The sequence below is a fragment of the Wenzhouxiangella marina genome, from assembly GCF_001187785.1.
Taxonomy (GTDB): Bacteria; Pseudomonadota; Gammaproteobacteria; order Xanthomonadales; family Wenzhouxiangellaceae; genus Wenzhouxiangella; species Wenzhouxiangella marina.
The window spans coordinates 3,304,282-3,320,608 of record NZ_CP012154.1; the positions used below are offsets into that span (position 1 = coordinate 3,304,282).

Annotated in this window: 12 protein-coding genes; 7 read left to right on the top strand and 5 right to left on the bottom strand. The window is 64.8% G+C overall.

Annotation, left to right across the window (positions count from 1 at the left end):
• Window positions 1–11: 11 nt before the first annotated feature.
• From WM2015_RS13905 to WM2015_RS13925, 5 genes are all read left to right on the top strand, one after another.
• On the top strand, window positions 12–512 hold the full coding sequence (locus tag WM2015_RS13905) for a FixH family protein (RefSeq protein WP_049726619.1): 501 nt from the start codon (window positions 12–14) through the stop codon (window positions 510–512).
• Entirely contained in the window at window positions 509–2,932 is a 2,424-nt protein-coding gene (locus tag WM2015_RS13910; protein ID WP_049726620.1) for a heavy metal translocating P-type ATPase, read from the top strand. The genes WM2015_RS13905 and WM2015_RS13910 overlap by 4 nt, the downstream gene beginning before the upstream one ends.
• An 80-nt stretch (window positions 2,933–3,012) precedes the next feature.
• On the top strand, window positions 3,013–3,192 hold the full coding sequence (ccoS, locus tag WM2015_RS13915; RefSeq protein WP_049726621.1) for a cbb3-type cytochrome oxidase assembly protein CcoS: 180 nt from the start codon (window positions 3,013–3,015) through the stop codon (window positions 3,190–3,192).
• Between the two features lie 132 nt (window positions 3,193–3,324).
• A complete protein-coding gene (locus WM2015_RS13920) occupies window positions 3,325–3,882 on the top strand; it encodes a hypothetical protein (RefSeq protein WP_049726622.1) in 558 nt (185 codons plus the stop codon).
• A gap of 689 nt (window positions 3,883–4,571) precedes the next feature.
• Window positions 4,572–5,282, top strand: coding sequence for a sulfite exporter TauE/SafE family protein (locus tag WM2015_RS13925; protein ID WP_049726623.1), 711 nt, complete (start codon window positions 4,572–4,574; stop codon window positions 5,280–5,282).
• Window positions 5,283–5,408: 126 nt separating this feature from the next.
• Here the strand turns inward: WM2015_RS13925 and WM2015_RS15945 are convergent, their stop codons facing one another.
• The 4 genes from WM2015_RS15945 to WM2015_RS13945 form a co-directional block, all read right to left on the bottom strand.
• Entirely contained in the window at window positions 5,409–6,251 is an 843-nt protein-coding gene (locus tag WM2015_RS15945; RefSeq protein ID WP_156201226.1) for a hypothetical protein, read from the bottom strand.
• Window positions 6,252–6,298: 47 nt separating this feature from the next.
• The gene (locus WM2015_RS15950) at window positions 6,299–7,090 is read right to left on the bottom strand and encodes a hypothetical protein (RefSeq protein WP_156201228.1); all 792 of its coding nucleotides are present in this window, start codon (window positions 7,088–7,090) and stop codon (window positions 6,299–6,301) included.
• A gap of 24 nt (window positions 7,091–7,114) precedes the next feature.
• The gene (locus tag WM2015_RS15685; RefSeq protein WP_082169780.1) at window positions 7,115–7,939 is read right to left on the bottom strand and encodes a Fic family protein; all 825 of its coding nucleotides are present in this window, start codon (window positions 7,937–7,939) and stop codon (window positions 7,115–7,117) included.
• Between the two features lie 605 nt (window positions 7,940–8,544).
• Window positions 8,545–11,031 carry a prolyl oligopeptidase family serine peptidase gene (locus tag WM2015_RS13945; protein ID WP_049726627.1) on the bottom strand — a complete coding sequence of 829 codons (2,487 nt, stop codon included), beginning with the start codon at window positions 11,029–11,031 and terminating at the stop codon, window positions 8,545–8,547.
• A 161-nt stretch (window positions 11,032–11,192) separates the two neighbouring features.
• Between WM2015_RS13945 and hemN the strand changes: the two genes are divergently transcribed.
• Window positions 11,193–12,587, top strand: coding sequence for an oxygen-independent coproporphyrinogen III oxidase (gene hemN / locus WM2015_RS13950; protein ID WP_049726628.1), 1,395 nt, complete (start codon window positions 11,193–11,195; stop codon window positions 12,585–12,587).
• A 99-nt stretch (window positions 12,588–12,686) separates the two neighbouring features.
• The gene (gene fnr, locus WM2015_RS13955) at window positions 12,687–13,466 is read left to right on the top strand and encodes a fumarate/nitrate reduction transcriptional regulator Fnr (protein ID WP_156201230.1); all 780 of its coding nucleotides are present in this window, start codon (window positions 12,687–12,689) and stop codon (window positions 13,464–13,466) included.
• A gap of 290 nt (window positions 13,467–13,756) precedes the next feature.
• On the opposite strand, the gene WM2015_RS13960 is transcribed toward fnr, so the two are convergent.
• Window positions 13,757–16,306: a M14 family zinc carboxypeptidase gene (locus tag WM2015_RS13960; protein ID WP_049726630.1), complete on the bottom strand. Its 2,550-nt coding sequence runs from the start codon at window positions 16,304–16,306 to the stop codon at window positions 13,757–13,759.
• Window positions 16,307–16,327: the final 21 nt, after the last annotated feature.

Here is a 16,327-nt window from a genome sequence, read left to right on the forward strand (position 1 = left end):
CCGAGAGCATCATGAGCGAACAAGCCCTGAATCCCTGGTACCGCGAGCCCTGGCCCTGGTTCATCATCGCCATCCTCGCCCTGGGCGTCACCTTCGGTATTTCCATCCTGGCCATCGGCATCGCCAACCCGCCGCACATGGTGCGCGGCGAGTACGAGCGACTGGGTCGGGGCCTGACCGACGTCGGTCATCGCACGGAGCTGGCGCGTGAGCTGGGCCTGCAGGGCCAACTGAGCCAGGCGGGCGCCGACTGGCAGCTGAGCCTGGCGGCCAATGAGCGGGCCGATCTGCCCGCGCAGCTGCTGCTGATCGTGCAGCATCCGGTCAACGCCGAACTCGATCGCACGACCCTGATGCAGCGCAACGACCAGGGCCAGTGGATCGGCCAGTGGGCCGAGCCCGCACCGCATTCCACCCTGATCGTCCAGGACCTCGAACAGCGCTGGTGGATCAGCGCCCGCCTGCCCGACGAAGCGGGCGACTCGATCGCGCTGCTGCCGCGCCGACTGTGAGCACGGCCGCAGCCGCGGCCCGGGCAGCATCACCAGACGCCTGCTGGCACTGCGGAGAACCCATCCCCCCAGGCGTGGACCTGCACGCCGAAGTCCAGGGCGAAGACCGGCCGATGTGCTGCCACGGCTGCCAGACCGTGGCGCAACTGATCGACCGGGCCGGCCTGGATCGCTACTACGACTTCCGCGACGCCCTGCCCGAACGCCCCGAGCGTGAGCCGGTGGGTGCCGAGACCTTCCTGGCCTGGGACCGCGACGCGGTCTACGATCACCACGCCATGCGCGACTGCAATGGCCACTACCAGCTGCCCCTGGTGCTGGAAAACGTGCACTGCGCCGCCTGCGCCTGGCTGATCCGCCGCTTCGTCGGCAGCCTGCCCGGGGTGATCGACCTGCAGGTCGACATCGCCGACGGCCGTGCCCAACTGCTCCTCGACAAGGACCGGACGCCCCTGAGCGAGGTCGCCGGCCGTCTGGCCTCCCTCGGCTACCGGCCGCACCTGGACTCGCCCGATGCCAGCCTGGATCGCGACCGCGAGCAGCGCCGCGAGATGCTCAAGGCCCTGGTCGTGGCCGGGCTCGGCATGATGCAGGTGATGAGCTACGCCCTGGCCGGCTACATCGGCGCCTTCCAGGACATCGACCCGACCAGCGAACGCTTCTTCCAGCTGATCAGCATGGTCGTGGCCGTGCCCGTGGCCCTGTACTCGGGAAGGATCTTCTACCGCGCAGCCTGGCGCACGCTCGCCAGCGGCCGCATGGGCATGGACGTGCCCGTCGCACTGGCCATGCTGCTGGCGCTGGGCTCGAGCATCGTCATCACCTGGCTCGACGCCGGCGAGACCTATTTCGATTCGGTGGTGATGTTCATCTTCTTCCTGCTGCTGGGCCGTTACGCCGTGCTGGTCGCGAGACAGAAGGCCGGCCGCCTGCACTCGGCCCTGGCGCGCGCCCTGCCGACCCAGGTCCGACGCCTGACGCCCGACGGCGCCGAACTGGTCTCCCTGGTCGAACTGGCCAGCGGTGACCGCGTGCAGATCACCAGTGGCGAGACGGTCGCCGCCGACGGCCGCGTGCTGCGCGGCGAGGCCCAGGTCGACGAGGCCCTGCTGTCCGGCGAATCGATCCCGCGTCGACGAGTGCCCGGCGACACGGTGCTGGCCGGCAGCCTGGTCCGCGACGGCCAGATCGAGATCACCGTCGAACAGCTCGGACAGGGCACGGCCCTGGCCGGCATCGTCCGCCTCCTCGACCAGGCCCGCCAGTTCCGGCCGCGCCTGGCCCAGCTGGCCGACCGCATCGCCGGCGCCTTCGTCGCCTTCGTACTGACCGCCGCGGCGATTTCGGCCATCGCCTGGACCTTCGTCGACCCGGCCCACGCCCTGCCCGTCGCCCTCGCCGTGCTGGTGGTCAGCTGCCCCTGCGCCCTCGCCCTGGGCACGCCCGTGGCGCTGGCCTCGGCGACGCGCGGCATGGCGCGCCTGGGCGTCCTGATCCACCGCCCCGACGCCCTCGAAGCCCTGCCGAAGATCAGCCATCTGGTCTTCGACAAGACCGGCACCCTGACCCGCTCGGACCCCGAGCTGGTCGAGACCCGACTCGAAGCCGGGCTGGATGCAGACCAGGCACGCCGCCTCGCCGGCCGCCTCGAACGCGTCAGCCGCCACCCGCTGGCCAGCGCCTTCGCCCCCTTCGACGACGGCGCGCCCGTCGAGCAGGCACAAGCCGTCGCCAGCCAGGGCGTGCAGGGACGCATCGACGGCGTCGAGTACCGCCTGGGCCGCCCCGCCTTCGTCGGCGAGGCCCTGGAAGCCAGGCCCGTCGAGCCGGGCCCCGGGCAATGGCTGGCGCTGGCCGATGGCCAGCAGCTGCTGGCCTGGTTCCGCGTCGAGCTTCGTCTCAGGGACGGCGCCGAGGACCTGATCGAGCAACTCCATCGCGACGGCAAGACCCTGGTCCTGGCCTCCGGCGACCGGGCCGCCAACGTCCAGGCCCTGGCCGAGCGCCTGGGCATCGAACACTGGCACGCCGAACAGAGCCCGGCCGACAAGCTGGCCCTGGTTCGGTCCCTGCAGGCCGAGGGCCATCGGGTGGCGATGATCGGTGACGGCATCAACGACGCGCCGGTACTGGCCGGCGCCGACGTTTCGATGGCGCTGGCCGAAGGCGCCGACATCGCCCGCACCCAGGCCGATCTGGTGATCACCGGCCAGGGCCTGCAGCGCCTGGCCGCCGCCCTGGCCCTGGCCCCGAAGGTCCGCCGCATCATCGCCGAGAACCTGGCCTGGGCCCTGCTCTACAACCTGACCGCCCTGCCCTTCGCCGCCTTCGGCCTGATCCCGCCCTGGGCCGCCGCCATCGGCATGTCCGCCTCCAGCCTGCTGGTCGTCCTCAACGCCCGCCGCCTGGGCCGAAGCTGACCTGCCGTCCGCTCCGAAATCCTTGAACCTGCAGCCTGAACCCTTGAACCTTCCCCCCCAATCCCTGATCCTCTGAACGAATGAGCATCATCTACGTCCTCATCCCCCTGTCCGTCATCCTGATGGTCTTCGCCATCGGCTTCTTCTTCTGGGCCGTCAAGAACGACCAGTTCGACGACCTGGACTCACCGGCCCTGGACGTCCTGGACGACGACGAACCGGCTTCGAAGACGGACGAAGAGACGCCCGACCGATCCTGAGCTCACTGGCTGATCCGCAGAATTTTTTTGTGCGGCCTGTCACGATTCCCACTAGAATCGCGTAGGGATGCGTTGGTGCAGGGGCATCCCCGACCTTTTCCACTCAACCCAAGCTTGCAAGGATTCCAACCCATGAAGATTCTGATGACCGTAGCCACCGCGCTGCTGTTGAGTACCGCAGCCCTGGCCAGCAACACCGGCGTCCAACTGCCGCCCACGATCAGCGCCACGGTGGCCAATTTCAACGTGACGGGCACCCAGACCGACGGTAGCTCCGGCCAGTGCCAGCTCGTGACCATCAACATCACCGCCGACGTGACGGGCGTCAACGACCTGGGCGGCGGCAACGACCAGGTCCGCTTCAGCATCTTCGACGACGGCAGTGAAGTGGTCTTCGAAGTCGTCGACGTGCCCGTCGGCGCCACCGAATCCCTCGACGTCACCCTGCAGTTCGAAGGCGTGATCGGCGCGGGTGCGCCGGGCGTCGGCGTGCTGATCTTCGACGGTGCGGACGTGGACTTCGGCAACGTCCTCGCAGACCTCGACCCCTTCGACCCGGACGTGGTCCCGGGCGCCTGCGGCAGCGCCGGCCCGGCCTTCTCGGTCCCGGTCAATAGCCCCTGGATGATCAGCGGCCTGGCCGCCCTGCTGGCCCTGCTGGCCTTCGGCGTGATTCGTAGCCGCGCCTGATCCTTCTGGCAATCCCCGGCCGCCGCCCTCCGGCGGCCGGTTTTCCCCGAAAGCCCCGCGCACGATTTACACCGCCTCGCTCTGCACTGCCTGAGCTTCAATTCACGTCCAAACCGTGCCGCCTGATAGCCCCTTGCCCTAGCTAGCATCGTGCATCGGGTACTGCTGGGCGCTTCGGTCGGGACGGGGCGAACGGCGCAGTCGATATGTTGAATTTACTGAAGCCAGTTGCCACCCCATGACACCGTCGATCTCCGCCGGCACGTGGGCCATCTGTTCAGCGCCTGCCTGCCGAAAGAGGCTGCTGACCACGAGCCACGCCCGCGCCCCGACCCGCCCGCTTCGCCCACCAGCACCCGACGCCAGAGGCTTCCCAGCAGGAAAAACTCTCTACACCACCCACCCCAAAACCCAAAGCGGCGGGTGGTGGGGTGCCTGGCCACGGGACAGGTCGCGGCCGCTGGCACTCACCCCTCAGCCAGTCGAAGGAAGCAACAAGCCCATGGACAATCGATTCATCTCTTCGATGGCTTCCTGCCATCGGCCAGCACCAAAGCTCCTCAGACTCATCAAACATCGACAACACCGTTCGACCCGTCCCGTGGCCAGGCACCCCACCACTCGCCGCACCCACCCAACTCTGATGTAGATCAATCGGGTAGCACCCAAGCCCGCTAAACTCCCCTCCCATGAACCCAGAAACCGCCCTCCTGACCGGCCTCCTCGCCGGCCTGTTCGGCTCGACCCATTGCCTGGCCATGTGCGGCGGCATCGTCGGCCTGCTGCATTCGCAGATCCCGAAGGGCAAGGCGGTCCTGAGCGTGGGTTTCCACCTGGGGCGGATCAGCAGCTACCTGTTCATCGCCCTGCTCGCGACCGCCATCGGCTGGCTGCCCGAACAGCTGCTGCCCGCGCAGGCACCACAGATCATGCGCCTGTTGCTGGGCCTGCTGATCATCAGCATGGCCGCCTACGTCGCCCTGCCCGGTCGCTTCCGCGACCTGGCCGGCCAGCTGGCCGCACCGCTGACCAGGCGCCTGATGCCCCTGTTCTCGAAATTCCTGCCGGTAAAATCCCTGGACCAGGCACTCGGCCTCGGCCTCCTCTGGGGCCTGCTCCCCTGCGGTCTGCTCTATTCGGTGGTCGCCGCCGCCGTCCTCCTCGCCGACCCCGTCGCCACCACTGCCATGGTCCTCGCCTTCGGCGCCGGCACCGTCCCGCTGTTGCTGGGCGGCGGCCTCCTCACCCTAAAATTCCGCTCCGCCATCAACCAGCGCGCCCTGCGCTGGACCGCGGCCACCCTGCTCACCCTCACCGGCCTGCTGATCGCGATCGGGCCCTGGCTGGCCCATCACATCCACCACCCCTGGATGCATTTCTTGGTGGATTGTGTTTCCTGACTAGTGACATGAGGCCGAAATCGGATTTACGAGGGCGTAATTCGGGCCAGGCTATCCTGTCGTAGCTGACCTGCTCCCGAAGGACATAAACGGAGAACGCTGGCCCGAACGATGCCCTCTAGCCGGCTAGCCACCTTCAGGATCCACCAACCGATCCAGCCACTCTTGCGCTAGTTGGCGTTCTGTCGGACTGCCTGCAGAGGAATCCAGGAAAGCATTGAAAAGCTCGATTGCGCTCTGCGGATCCCTGACGCTGTCGACGCCAGACGCAGCGAGCTGTGCAGCTTCATACAAGAGGTGCGGATTCTGTCCTGACGCAATGATTTCAAGCAATAGCTCGAGCCTCATTGTCTGCCATTCCGCAATGCTGAGATATCGATCCTGTGGGCTTCCGGCGAAGGATTCGGGCGGCGGATAGTGCGCCAGCTCCTGCACCGCTTCCGGGATACGCGCTCGAGCGGAGAAAACAAGCATATCGTAGAGGTCCACGGGAATAGCTAGTATTTCCTGGCACTGATTCAGAACCGCTCTGCCCTGGTAGTCCAAACGCCCACCCACTGAAGCCGATGCGTTAGCGAAATCATTCAATTCCAGGCAGGCCTGATACATTTCATAGGACCGTAGAGCAGCTAATGGATCCGACTTCGCTGCAGAATGCAGCCTTCTGAATTCGTCCTCATTCAGATCTGTAGTGAGGACGCCTCCCCACTGGTCCGGAAAAGAGAGCGCGGGATGACTGGAGCCTGAATCATCCGGATCAGGGCGATCAACCAGATCGGCATCGATGCCTGCGGCATTCCGCACAATCTCATCATGCTCAGATGTCTGCATTTGTCCCGCCGGCAGCCCATCCTCTTCCTGAGGACCCAGCCCTGACAGGGAATCATCACCAAGCGTCTCGAGTGCCAGTCTTTGATTGCCAGATGATAGATGGAATATCACCATTAGCCCTATTAGAGCAATGGACATCAGTCCAACGAGCTTCCTTCTTGACCGTAGACTCTCCTTGCTCATCGTCATTGCCCCCAGCCACAACTGTTCTCATCCCATGCGCCGATAAAGAACTCACAGTTTCGATGGGCTCTTGCGTCTATCAGCATTCGGTTGAACTGATTAAGCTGATTCAGATCGATCTGAGAACCAAGGTCGATAGAGAAAGGCCCGAGACTCAATTGTGCATCGAAATCGACGGCGTACCAGTGAGAGTTGAGACGATCTCCCTGAGTAATCGCAAACCTTCGTTCAAGTTCATCAACACCTTCCTCGCAATGGGACCGCATGGAACCCGTATAAGAGCAGTAAGAACGGAGCGTTTCAGCATAAGCAGCCTCACAGGAGGAAGGATCCTGCGTTATATCTGCATAGCAATTTCCGAGGGCCACTCCGGAATAGGAGAAAATGTAAGAGAAATAGGAACTCGCTTCTCTGGTGGCATCAATTTGATGCGGCCACTGTAGCGAGGCGAACTCGCTCCAGACACTTCTGGAGTTCAATCTGAGTCGTGAGCAACTTGGAGGCACTCCACCCGCTTGTAGGGCGGCGCACTCTGTGTAGTTTTCGGGGGCCTCTCTACCCCTGCCATTAAACAGCCTCCCATTGCCACCATCCAACTCCCACATTTCCTCCGGAGATTCAATCTGACGAAACTGAATTGCCGGAAAGCTCGGGAGGTAGACCACCGACACACAATAGCCCAAAATTGATTCCTGGCAACGCGTGTTGTCGGCATTGATCGCTTCGGTCATACCTAGCGAAAGCGCTATTGCCACTCCAAGCTTCTGACTCCCTGATCTGAGATCTTTTTTCATTTCTACTCCTCCAGCTGCCCCTTCTCAATAAGTCTTCCCCTCTACATGCTCACTCAAGCACTGCCTCATAACGATGTGAAGCGAGTGATCGTCTTGATGCCCTGCCCCTCTGTTCAATTCATCCCGCACAAAGTCAGCCATCCAATCTAGGCTGTATTGCACATAATCGACATAGGGACTCAAATCCCCTTGTCTCATGTAGTGAAGAGCTGGAAACAGCATTTCGCGGCCCGTGATGCGATGAAAGATAAAGAGCAAGCTGACCATTCTCAGCTTCCCCGGATCTCTCCCACACAACCAAAGAACCAAAGCCTTTGCAGTTCGTCCATTACCATCTGCAAATGGATGAATATTGATAAAAAACGCAAAATAGAACGAAATCCTGAGCCACCAGTCGATACCGGGCAGACTTAGCCATCTATTCGCTTGACCGATCAGAGCCGGAATTGCGTGAGCACTCGGCGGAGAAAAGCTCTGACTCCTTCGCAGCTCAGAGCCCAAAAAAGCCGGGCGCTTTCTGAAACCGGACTTCAGTTGACCAAAGACAGCTCCATGCGCAGTTTTTATGTGCTTGTTCTTGAGCTCCCCTGGCTTTTTCGGAAGTCGGCTAGCTGCAACACTCACTCGTTCCAACTGACAATTCGCCAAGGAGATCACTTCTTCGATGGATGGCTTGTTGATCTCTTCATCCGATATGTAGTTCTTATAAAGGAAGATGGCTGATAGCTCACGACTCACGCCATACAGCAGAATCACTCTGAAATCGAACGGGAAATCATTGATCACCTTCCGCAGGTGTTCATAAGAATCGGAAATCACCCCAACCCGTCCGCGGAATTCATTATTCATAACGCGCTTAATATTCGTAATAGATAAATGCAAAGCACTAAGTGAAAATAGCCATAACTGGGGTATAGGCTAGCCGAAAGCAGGAGACAATGCAACGCCTCCGCAATCGCTGTACTCACGCTCATCGAGTCACTTAGGCGCAAAAAGGGCCAAAACCAAGGGGGAGGGCGGGAAGAAAGTTGTTCAGGCGAGACTTTTCTGAAATCGGTCGAGGTGGAGCCCCCGGGCGCGCACTGGCCAACAGGAGATATTGAATGAAGTCACCGTGGCCGACCTCGCTCGTGAACGGGCCAAAGGAGCCACCGAGCAACCCCACACTCAGAACACCTGAGGACGACTAAGCCCGCGCCGGCCCTTGCGATCAGCGAGCTTGGGATGTGCGCATTGATCGCTTCGGCGAGCGATCTGTCGCGCTAAGATCTGGGCAGTGGCGACCAGTCCAGCTAGCGCGCCGACTCGGCCCCACCGATCAGCATCAGCAATTCATCGGGGCAACCGAGACAGAACCGGTCGAAGGCACGCCTGCTGATTCTCGAACCCACTACCTTCCATCCAAATGTCAGGCAGCCTCAGGAACAGTCTCGGCAAGAAGCCGAGCCGTTCGCTCATTCCGTTTCGGAGTACAAATACTCCCACCACTCCGGCTCCTGCTTCAGGTGCTTGTCGAACCAGGCGATGATGGTGTCCCACCACACGTAGCGTTTTTCGCGGTCGAGGATCCAGTGGTCTTCGCCGGGGAATTCGATCAGTTCGACGTCGCGGCCCAGGAGCTTCAGGGCGGTGAACATGGTGTCCGATTCGCCGGGCGGCACGTTGGTGTCGCTATCGCCGGTCAGCAGCAGGAGCGGCGTGGTGATGCGGTCGGCCGAGTAGATCGGGCTCTGTTCGACGTAGAGCTCAGGGTTGTTCCAGGGGAAGCTGTCGCGGCTGGCAATGCCTGAATAGCCGTAGCCCCACCAGCCTTCGCCCCAGTAGGAAGTCAGGGTCGAGATGCCGGCGTGCGAGATGGAGGCGGTGAACATGTCCGTGCGCGTGGCCAGGTACATGGTCATGAAGCCGCCGTAGCTGGCGCCGATGTTGCCGACGGCGTCTTCGGTGACGAAGTCGTGCTCGGCGATGAATTTCTCGGCGCCTTCGATGATGTCGTCGGCGGTGATGCGGCCCCAGGCGTTGACGTGGGCGGCGGAGAAGTCCTGGCCGTAGCCGATCGTGCCGTGCGGCTGCAGCACGTAGATGACGTAGCCGCGCGCGGCCCAGAGGTTGAAGGGGTAGCGGCCGGTGAAGGCGCGGCCGACGGGCATGGTGCCGCCGTAGTAGTAGACGATCAGCGGGTAGGTCTCGCCGGGGTCGAAGTCGGGCGGCAGGTAGTAGCGGCCGTCGATCTCGATGCCGTCACGATTCACGAAGCGCCAGGGCTCGACCGGGCCGAGCTCCACGCCCCGGTACTCGGTGTCACGGGTATCCAGCACCACTTCCCGCTGGCCCCGATCGAGGTCGATCAGGTGGACGCGCTGCGGCCGGTTGGCGTCGCTGCCGCGCACGGCCACCTTCACCCGGCTGCCTTCGCTGGCCACGAACTGCTCGAGTACTTCGACGCCCGTCTCCACTTCCTCGAAGCGGCTGCGGCGCGGGTCGAAGACCGCCAGCATGCCGCCCTCACCGTGGGTGGCGGAGATCAGCAGGCGGCCGTCGGGCAGGCGATGGGCCTCGTTGATCGAGGGATCGAAGTCGCGCGAGACGCTGCGTGCTTCGCCGTCGGCACTCAGGCGATAGAGCTGGGTGTCGTATTCGTTCGGGGTCAGGTCCTCGCCGGTGGTGGCGCCATCCGCGCCAGGCAGGCCCGGGCCGGAGAGCAGCCAGTAGCCCTCGTCGGCAAACAAGGCGCCGCCGAGCATGCGGAACTGGCCGATCTCGCGGGTCTCGAGGCTTGCCATGTCCAGTTCGGACAGGCGCCAGAGCGAGTGCGGCGGGGCCGCGTAGTCGATGATGCGTTCCTGGATCAGCAGGCGATCACCGCTGGGCGAGACATCGAGCAGGTTGACGCCCATCTCGCCCTGGGTCAGGGGGCGGATCAGGCCGCTGGCCACGTCGACCTGGAACAGCTGCGCCTGATTGCGGAAGCCGGCCCAGCGGTCTTCCAGGGAACGGACCCGCCGACGCTGCTCGTTGGCGGCCTCGGCTTCTTCGGTCCAGCTGAAGATCAGGGAGTCGCCATCCGGATGCCACTGCCAGCCCCCCAGGCGCTCCTGGTTGGCGAGCAGCAGACGCGGCGCGCCTTCGTTCGGGTACAGCCAGAGGTTGTTGCCCTGCTGCACGGCCAGGGTCCGGCTGTCCGGGCTCCAGGCGATGCTCGAGGGCACGTTGTCGGTCCAGCGGCGGACGATCTCGTTGTCGTCCGTGCGGCGGATTTCCAGACGAGCGATGTCCAGATCGGCAATGTCGCTGCGGCCGCTGAAGCGAAGGGCCAGCTGCTCGCCGTCGGGCGAGATGACCATGGCGTTGACGGTCTCGGCATTCGTCAGGCGCTCGGGCGTGACCCAGGCCGGCGCACCGGGCTGGATCGTCAGACGATCGGCTTCGGTCTTGCCCTGGAAGCTCAGGCTCGGCTCGGCGTCCTCGGCCGGGCCCGTGTGGATCAGCCAGAGATCGTGCGTGCCGGCCGGCAGGGCCAGCTCGAGCTTGCCGTCGCTGGCGGCGAGCTTGTCACCGGCAAGATAGGCGCTGAAGCGCTCCAGACCGGTGACCTCGAGGGAGCCCTGCACGAAGCGCTCGGTGCGGATCGGCAGCATCCAGACGCCGAGCGTATCGGCCTGGGCATCGGCCGGCGCTGCCGCCCGCCAGTCGATGGACTGCCCGAACCACTCGCTGGAGGCGCCTTCCGTCGGGCGCGGCCCTTCGGCCAGCTGGCGGTAGATCGCCCGCTCGATCTCGTCGCGCTTGTCGCTGTCATCGAGGCGCTCCGTGGGCAGCGGAATGCCCTCCAGGGCCAGCAGGTCGGCAATCACCTGGGCCTCGACTTCAGTGTCGGCCTCCTCGGCCAGAACGAGCGGGCTCAGGATCAGCAGCAGGGTGCCAAGCAGCAGGGTTCTCATGGGGCGGTCCGTCCGATTCGATTCAGTTCAGCCTGCCAATTTAGCAGATGCGGGCGGCTTGAAATGACGCGGTTTGATCCGGGTCAATCAATCGACGCGGCAGCTGCCGTAGCCTGTGCCCTTCGTAATGTTGCACCGGCCTTGCGCGGCCTGAGGAAACCATGTCCCAATTGATGCGCCCCAGTTTCGACCAGCGCCTCATCGACCGCTACGGCGGCGAGGGCCCGCGCTACACGTCCTACCCGACGGCGGTGCACTTCACGCCGGACTTCGGCGCGGAGGACTACATCCAGGCCCTGGCCGAATCGAATCGTCTGCCGATCCCGGCGGACCTGTCGCTGTACGTGCACGTGCCCTTCTGCGCCAACCCCTGCTTCTACTGTGGCTGCAACCGGGTGATCACCCGTTCGGTCACGGCCGGCGATCGCTTCCTGGCCTCGCTGGAGAAGGAAATCGCCCTGATCGCACCGCGCATCGACTCGGACCGCCGCGTGCGCCAGCTCCACCTCGGCGGGGGCACGCCGACCTTCCTGAACCACGACCAGCTGAGCTACCTGACCGAGATGCTGCGTCGCAATTTCAGCTTTGCCTCCGACGCGGAGATGGGCCTGGAGATCGACCCGCGCACGATCGACCCGCAGGGCATCCGCCTGCTGCGCGAGGCCGGCTACAACCGCATTTCGATCGGCGTCCAGGACCTGGAAGGCGATGTGCAGCAGGCCGTCAACCGCATTCACGACACCTCGATGGTGGCCGCCGTCTTCGGCGCCGCCCGCGCGGTCGGCTTCGAGTCGATCAGCCTGGACCTGATCTACGGCCTGCCCCTGCAGACCACGGCGGGCTTTGCCCGCACCATCGACACGGTCATCGGCCTGCGCCCGGACCGCCTGTCCCTGTTCAACTACGCGCACCTGCCGCATCTGTTCAAGGCCCAGCAGCGGATCAATGAAGAGCAGCTGCCGACACCGAAAACCAAGCTGGCGATCTTCCGCAACGCGCTCACCCGCCTGCTCGACGCGGGCTACGAGTTCATCGGCATGGACCACTTCGCCCTGCCCGGCGACTCCCTGGTCAAGGCGCATCAGAACGGCAGCATGGTGCGAAACTTCCAGGGCTACTCCACCCACGGCGGGCTGGATCTCGTCGCCCTGGGCCCCAGTGCCATCAGCCAGGTCGGCGACAGCTTCGCCCAGAACGAGCGCAAGCTCGACGACTGGGCCATTGCCCTGGAGGAAGGCCGCCTGCCCGTGGCGCGCGGCCTGACCCGCACCACCGACGACCGCCTGCGGGCCGAGATCATCGAACGGATCATGTGCACCGGCCGCCTCGTCTACCGCGACCTCGAGCGCTTGTTCGAACTCAAGTTCCGGCGCTATTTCGCCGAGGAACTGGCTCGCCTGGAACCGCTGGCCGAGGACGGGCTGATCGAATGGACGGAAGGCGGCTTCGAGGTCACCCCGGCCGGCTTGCTGTTCCTGCGCGCCATCGCCAAGCATTTCGATGCCTACCTGAATCCGGCCAGCGACCAGGGGGGTCGCTTCTCGCGCATCGTTTGAGGGATTGTCGTCAGGTGAACTAGTCGAGCCCGCTTTTTAGCACTTCCTTAAATAACTGTTGCTATACTCGGTCGCAGGCAGTTGACCAAGCTTGAGCTGATGACCGACAAACCGCAGCTTCGCGAAGCGGGCAGGCTGGAAACGCGCTGTGAGGACTGCGCACTGTTCAACCTCTGCTTCGCCCAGGATCTCTCGAACGACGAGCGCGACCAACTCAATTCGGTCCTGAAACGGCAGCAGCCCGTCGAGCGCGGCGAGCACCTGTTCCACGGCGGTCAGCCGCTGAAGTCCGTGACCGTGGTCCGCTCCGGCTCGGTCAAGTCCTACCAGATCTCACAGGACGGCGACGAGATCGTCTCCGGCTTCTATCTGCCCGGCGAGATCATCGGCCTGGACGGCATGTCGAAGGAAACCCACCCCGGCTTCGCCGTCGCCCTGGAAGAAAGTCGCACCTGCGACATCCCCTTCCGGGATTTCATGGCGATGCTCGACAAGAGCCCGAAGCTCAACCAGGTCATGCTCAAGCTGCTGGCCGAGGAGATGACCGAGACGCGCGAGCTGCTGCTGGTCGTCGGTCGCCTGGACGCGAAGACGCGCGTGGCCCTGTTCCTGCTGAGCATGTCGCGGCGTCTGGCGCGCCGCAACCAGGACCCGGACAAGTTCCGCCTGACCATGGACCGGCGCGACATCGCCAACTACCTCGGCCTGACCATCGAGACGGTGTCACGCACCCTCAGCGCCATGCAGAAGGATGGCGTGATCTCCGTGCGCGGCAAGATGGTCCACATCCTCGACCGCGAGGAGCTGCGCGAACTCGCCCACCAGATGGAAACCGAGGACGACGCGAGCCCGGCGGCCAGACGTTCGTCCGGCCGCTAGGGAACCTCTGAATAACTCTGCGCGGGCGCGAAGGCGTCTTTGCGGGCGCAGCCGGCGTGGCTTCGGCGAGCGTAGTTTGGTCACTCCAAATAAGCGAGTCGAAACACGTCGGATGGCCCGCAAAGGCCCTTCCCATCGGGGTTTCGCCGGAAAAGCCGCATCTCGCATGTTGCGCCACTCGGCCGTAGCTACGGCTACTGTCACTCGCGTCGCACCACACGATCTGCGGCTTTTCCGACTGAAACGCGCTCCGTGCAGAGTTATTCAGAGGTTCCCTAGGAAACTCCCGCTCAGTCGGACGGCAGGCTCGTCCGACCGATCAGCTTCGAGAAGAAGATCGCATTGGCGAACAGGCGTTCGCCACCCACCCAGTAGCCCCTGAACAGGTAATCGTCGGCCATGCGCACGACCACGCCACCGCCGTGGCGGGTGGCGACCAGGGCCGGCGTGCCCGACAGGCGAGCGGCCGTATCCTCCGACAGATAGCCCGAAGCCAGCGGGTCTTCTGCGTACCGACCCGCGTGGACGTAGGCGTTGTCGCTGGCCTGGAGCACGTGGCGACCGCGGCGGAACACGGCCAGCTCGGGCCGCGAATACCCCCAGGCGAGCGGGTGGCTGGTGTCGATGGCCATGTTCAGGGCGCTGCCACCGATCAGGGTGCGGGCGAAATCCAGCTCGAAGTCGGCATAGGCGCGGCGTTCGGGCTCGCCCTCGGTCTCGTCTTCGGCCGTGTCGACGAAGTCGTAGTCGAGCTCGAGGGACTCGACCCATTCGGCCGCATCGCGCGCGGCGATCAGCACGCCACCCCCGCGAACGAAATCCACCAGGCGGGCGCGCTCGCCATCACCCAGACCACCGTAACGGCCCGACGGCAGGATCAGATGCGAATAGCGGCTCAGGTCCGTCCGCCCCAGGGCGGGCAGTTCCAGCTGGGTGATCGGCTGCTCGAGGCGGGTATCGAACCAGTGCCAGATGTAGCCGGCGTGATATTCGGACACGCCCTCACCCACCAGCAGCGCCACGCTGGGTGCGGACAGCACGGGCACGGACGGCGAGCCCAGATCGGGGCCTGACAGGCTCAGACCGCGCTCGGCGGCCAGCACCTCGACGCCGTGCGCCCGGGCCAGCTCGGCCAGGCGCGGGCCGACCGGGGGCAGGCCTTCGTCCTGCAGGCCGGGGGCGATCACCAGCGAGCCGCGCGGCAGTTCGGCTTCGCCCCGGTCGGTCACGGTGCGCAGCACTTCACTGCTGGCCTGGATGCGGTAGCCCTCGGCCAGCAGCGCGGCGAGCACGGGCGCCGCGCCATGCTGATCCCAGGCCACCAGCCAGGCCGGCGCGTCACTGGACGGGACCTGAAGGTCGCGAGCCGGCAGGGCGCGGATGGCCTGGCCGTGCTCGGGCAGTCGGCGCACGGTGCTCAAGGGCAGGTCGTAGGCGGCCGCCAGCGGCCAGGCCGACACGTCGTAGAAGGTCTCCATCGGCAGATCGCGGACCGGCTCGAAGATCGAGACCAGGAAACGGTACTGGTCCTGGCGCGCCGGAATCAGCCAGGCGTGGCCGGGCGCGAAATCCCGACCGTCGATGGCGACGGACTCGGTGACCGGGTGGATCTCGATGCCGTGGGCGAGCAGCAGCTCGATCAGGGCTCGACCACGCTCGGGATCGCCGTCATCGCCCAGCAACCAGCCGGCGTGATCGGCCGCGCGGGCCAGTTCGCGGGCCGAGCGGAAGAACTCGGCCTGGTAGTCGATCAGGGCTTCGTCGAGGGCGTGGGAACCCTCGAGGGTGGAGATCGTGGTGCGGACCTGATTGGCGATCGCCTCGGCGAAGCTCAGGGTCCCGTAGTCCGACTCCTGCACATGGCCGCGGGCCGAGGCCTGCTCGAACAGGATCCCGACGCCGCCGGTCAGATCCGGATAGGTCGAGCCCTTGCCCAGGTAGTAGTCGTCGAAGCTCTCGCGGCTGTAGTAGCTCTCGCCGGCCCGGTCGAGCTCACTGGCGTGGTAGTCGGCCAGACGCGCGGCCAACTCCTGATTTCGCGGCGGCGTGAGAGGGTTGGTGCGCTCGGGCACGCCCGGCTGGAAGAAGAAGGTCGAGTTCGTGCCCATCTCGTGGTGGTCGGTGACCACGTGCGGCTGCCAGCGCTGCAGCTGGGCGGCCCGAGCCTGCGACTCGGGGTGGACCAGCGGCAGCCAGTCGCGGTTCAGGTCGAACCAGTAGTAGTTCGTGCGGCCATTGGGCCAGCCTTCCTCGTGTTCCCGGTCGTTGGGATCCGCGGAGGGATGGTAGCCGCGATGGGCGTTGACCCAGTGGGCGAAGCGATCGAGGCCGTCCGGATTCAGCGCCGGCTCCATCAGGATCACCATCTCGTCGAGCCACTGGCGGACGGTCGGTCCACGATCGGCGGCCAGATACCAGGCCGCCAGCAGGGCCGCGCTGGCCCCGGAGGCTTCGTTGCCATGCACCGAGTAACCCATCCAGACCACCGCCGGACCCTCACCGGCCCGGCTGGCGCGACGACGGTCGTCGCGAATGGCCTCGATATCGGCCAGGCGCTCCGGGCTGGCGAAGGTCAGCAGCAGCAGCGGGCGACGCCCGTGGGTCTGGCCGATCCGCTCCAGCCGCACCCGGTCCGAGGCCTGGGCCAGGCGCGTGTAGTAGGCCACGATCTGATCATGGCGCGGATGGAATTCGCCCACCTCGAAGCCCAGCACCTCGGCCGGCGAGGGAATGGCGGGGTCCGGATCGAAGTCGGCCGGCAGACCGGTCGCGGCGCGCAGGGCCAGCGGCGCCCAGGCCAGCAGCAGAAGGGTAGTGAGCAGTCGGATCATCGGGGTCATCTTGATATCGCGGAATCTTGA

Excerpts from the sequence above, each read along its gene's own strand:
- WM2015_RS13905 (WP_049726619.1), top strand. The coding sequence starts at position 12 with ATGAGCGAACAAGCCCTGAATCCCTGGTACCGCGAGCCCTGGCCCTGG.
- ccoS (WP_049726621.1), top strand. The coding sequence starts at position 3,013 with ATGAGCATCATCTACGTCCTCATCCCCCTGTCCGTCATCCTGATGGTC.
- WM2015_RS13920 (WP_049726622.1), top strand. The coding sequence starts at position 3,325 with ATGAAGATTCTGATGACCGTAGCCACCGCGCTGCTGTTGAGTACCGCA.
- WM2015_RS13925 (WP_049726623.1), top strand. The coding sequence starts at position 4,572 with ATGAACCCAGAAACCGCCCTCCTGACCGGCCTCCTCGCCGGCCTGTTC.
- WM2015_RS15945 (WP_156201226.1), bottom strand. The coding sequence starts at position 6,251 with ATGTCCATTGCTCTAATAGGGCTAATGGTGATATTCCATCTATCATCT.
- WM2015_RS15950 (WP_156201228.1), bottom strand. The coding sequence starts at position 7,090 with ATGAAAAAAGATCTCAGATCAGGGAGTCAGAAGCTTGGAGTGGCAATA.
- WM2015_RS15685 (WP_082169780.1), bottom strand. The coding sequence starts at position 7,939 with ATGAATAATGAATTCCGCGGACGGGTTGGGGTGATTTCCGATTCTTAT.
- WM2015_RS13945 (WP_049726627.1), bottom strand. The coding sequence starts at position 11,031 with ATGAGAACCCTGCTGCTTGGCACCCTGCTGCTGATCCTGAGCCCGCTC.
- hemN (WP_049726628.1), top strand. The coding sequence starts at position 11,193 with ATGTCCCAATTGATGCGCCCCAGTTTCGACCAGCGCCTCATCGACCGC.
- fnr (WP_156201230.1), top strand. The coding sequence starts at position 12,687 with ATGACCGACAAACCGCAGCTTCGCGAAGCGGGCAGGCTGGAAACGCGC.
- WM2015_RS13960 (WP_049726630.1), bottom strand. The coding sequence starts at position 16,306 with ATGACCCCGATGATCCGACTGCTCACTACCCTTCTGCTGCTGGCCTGG.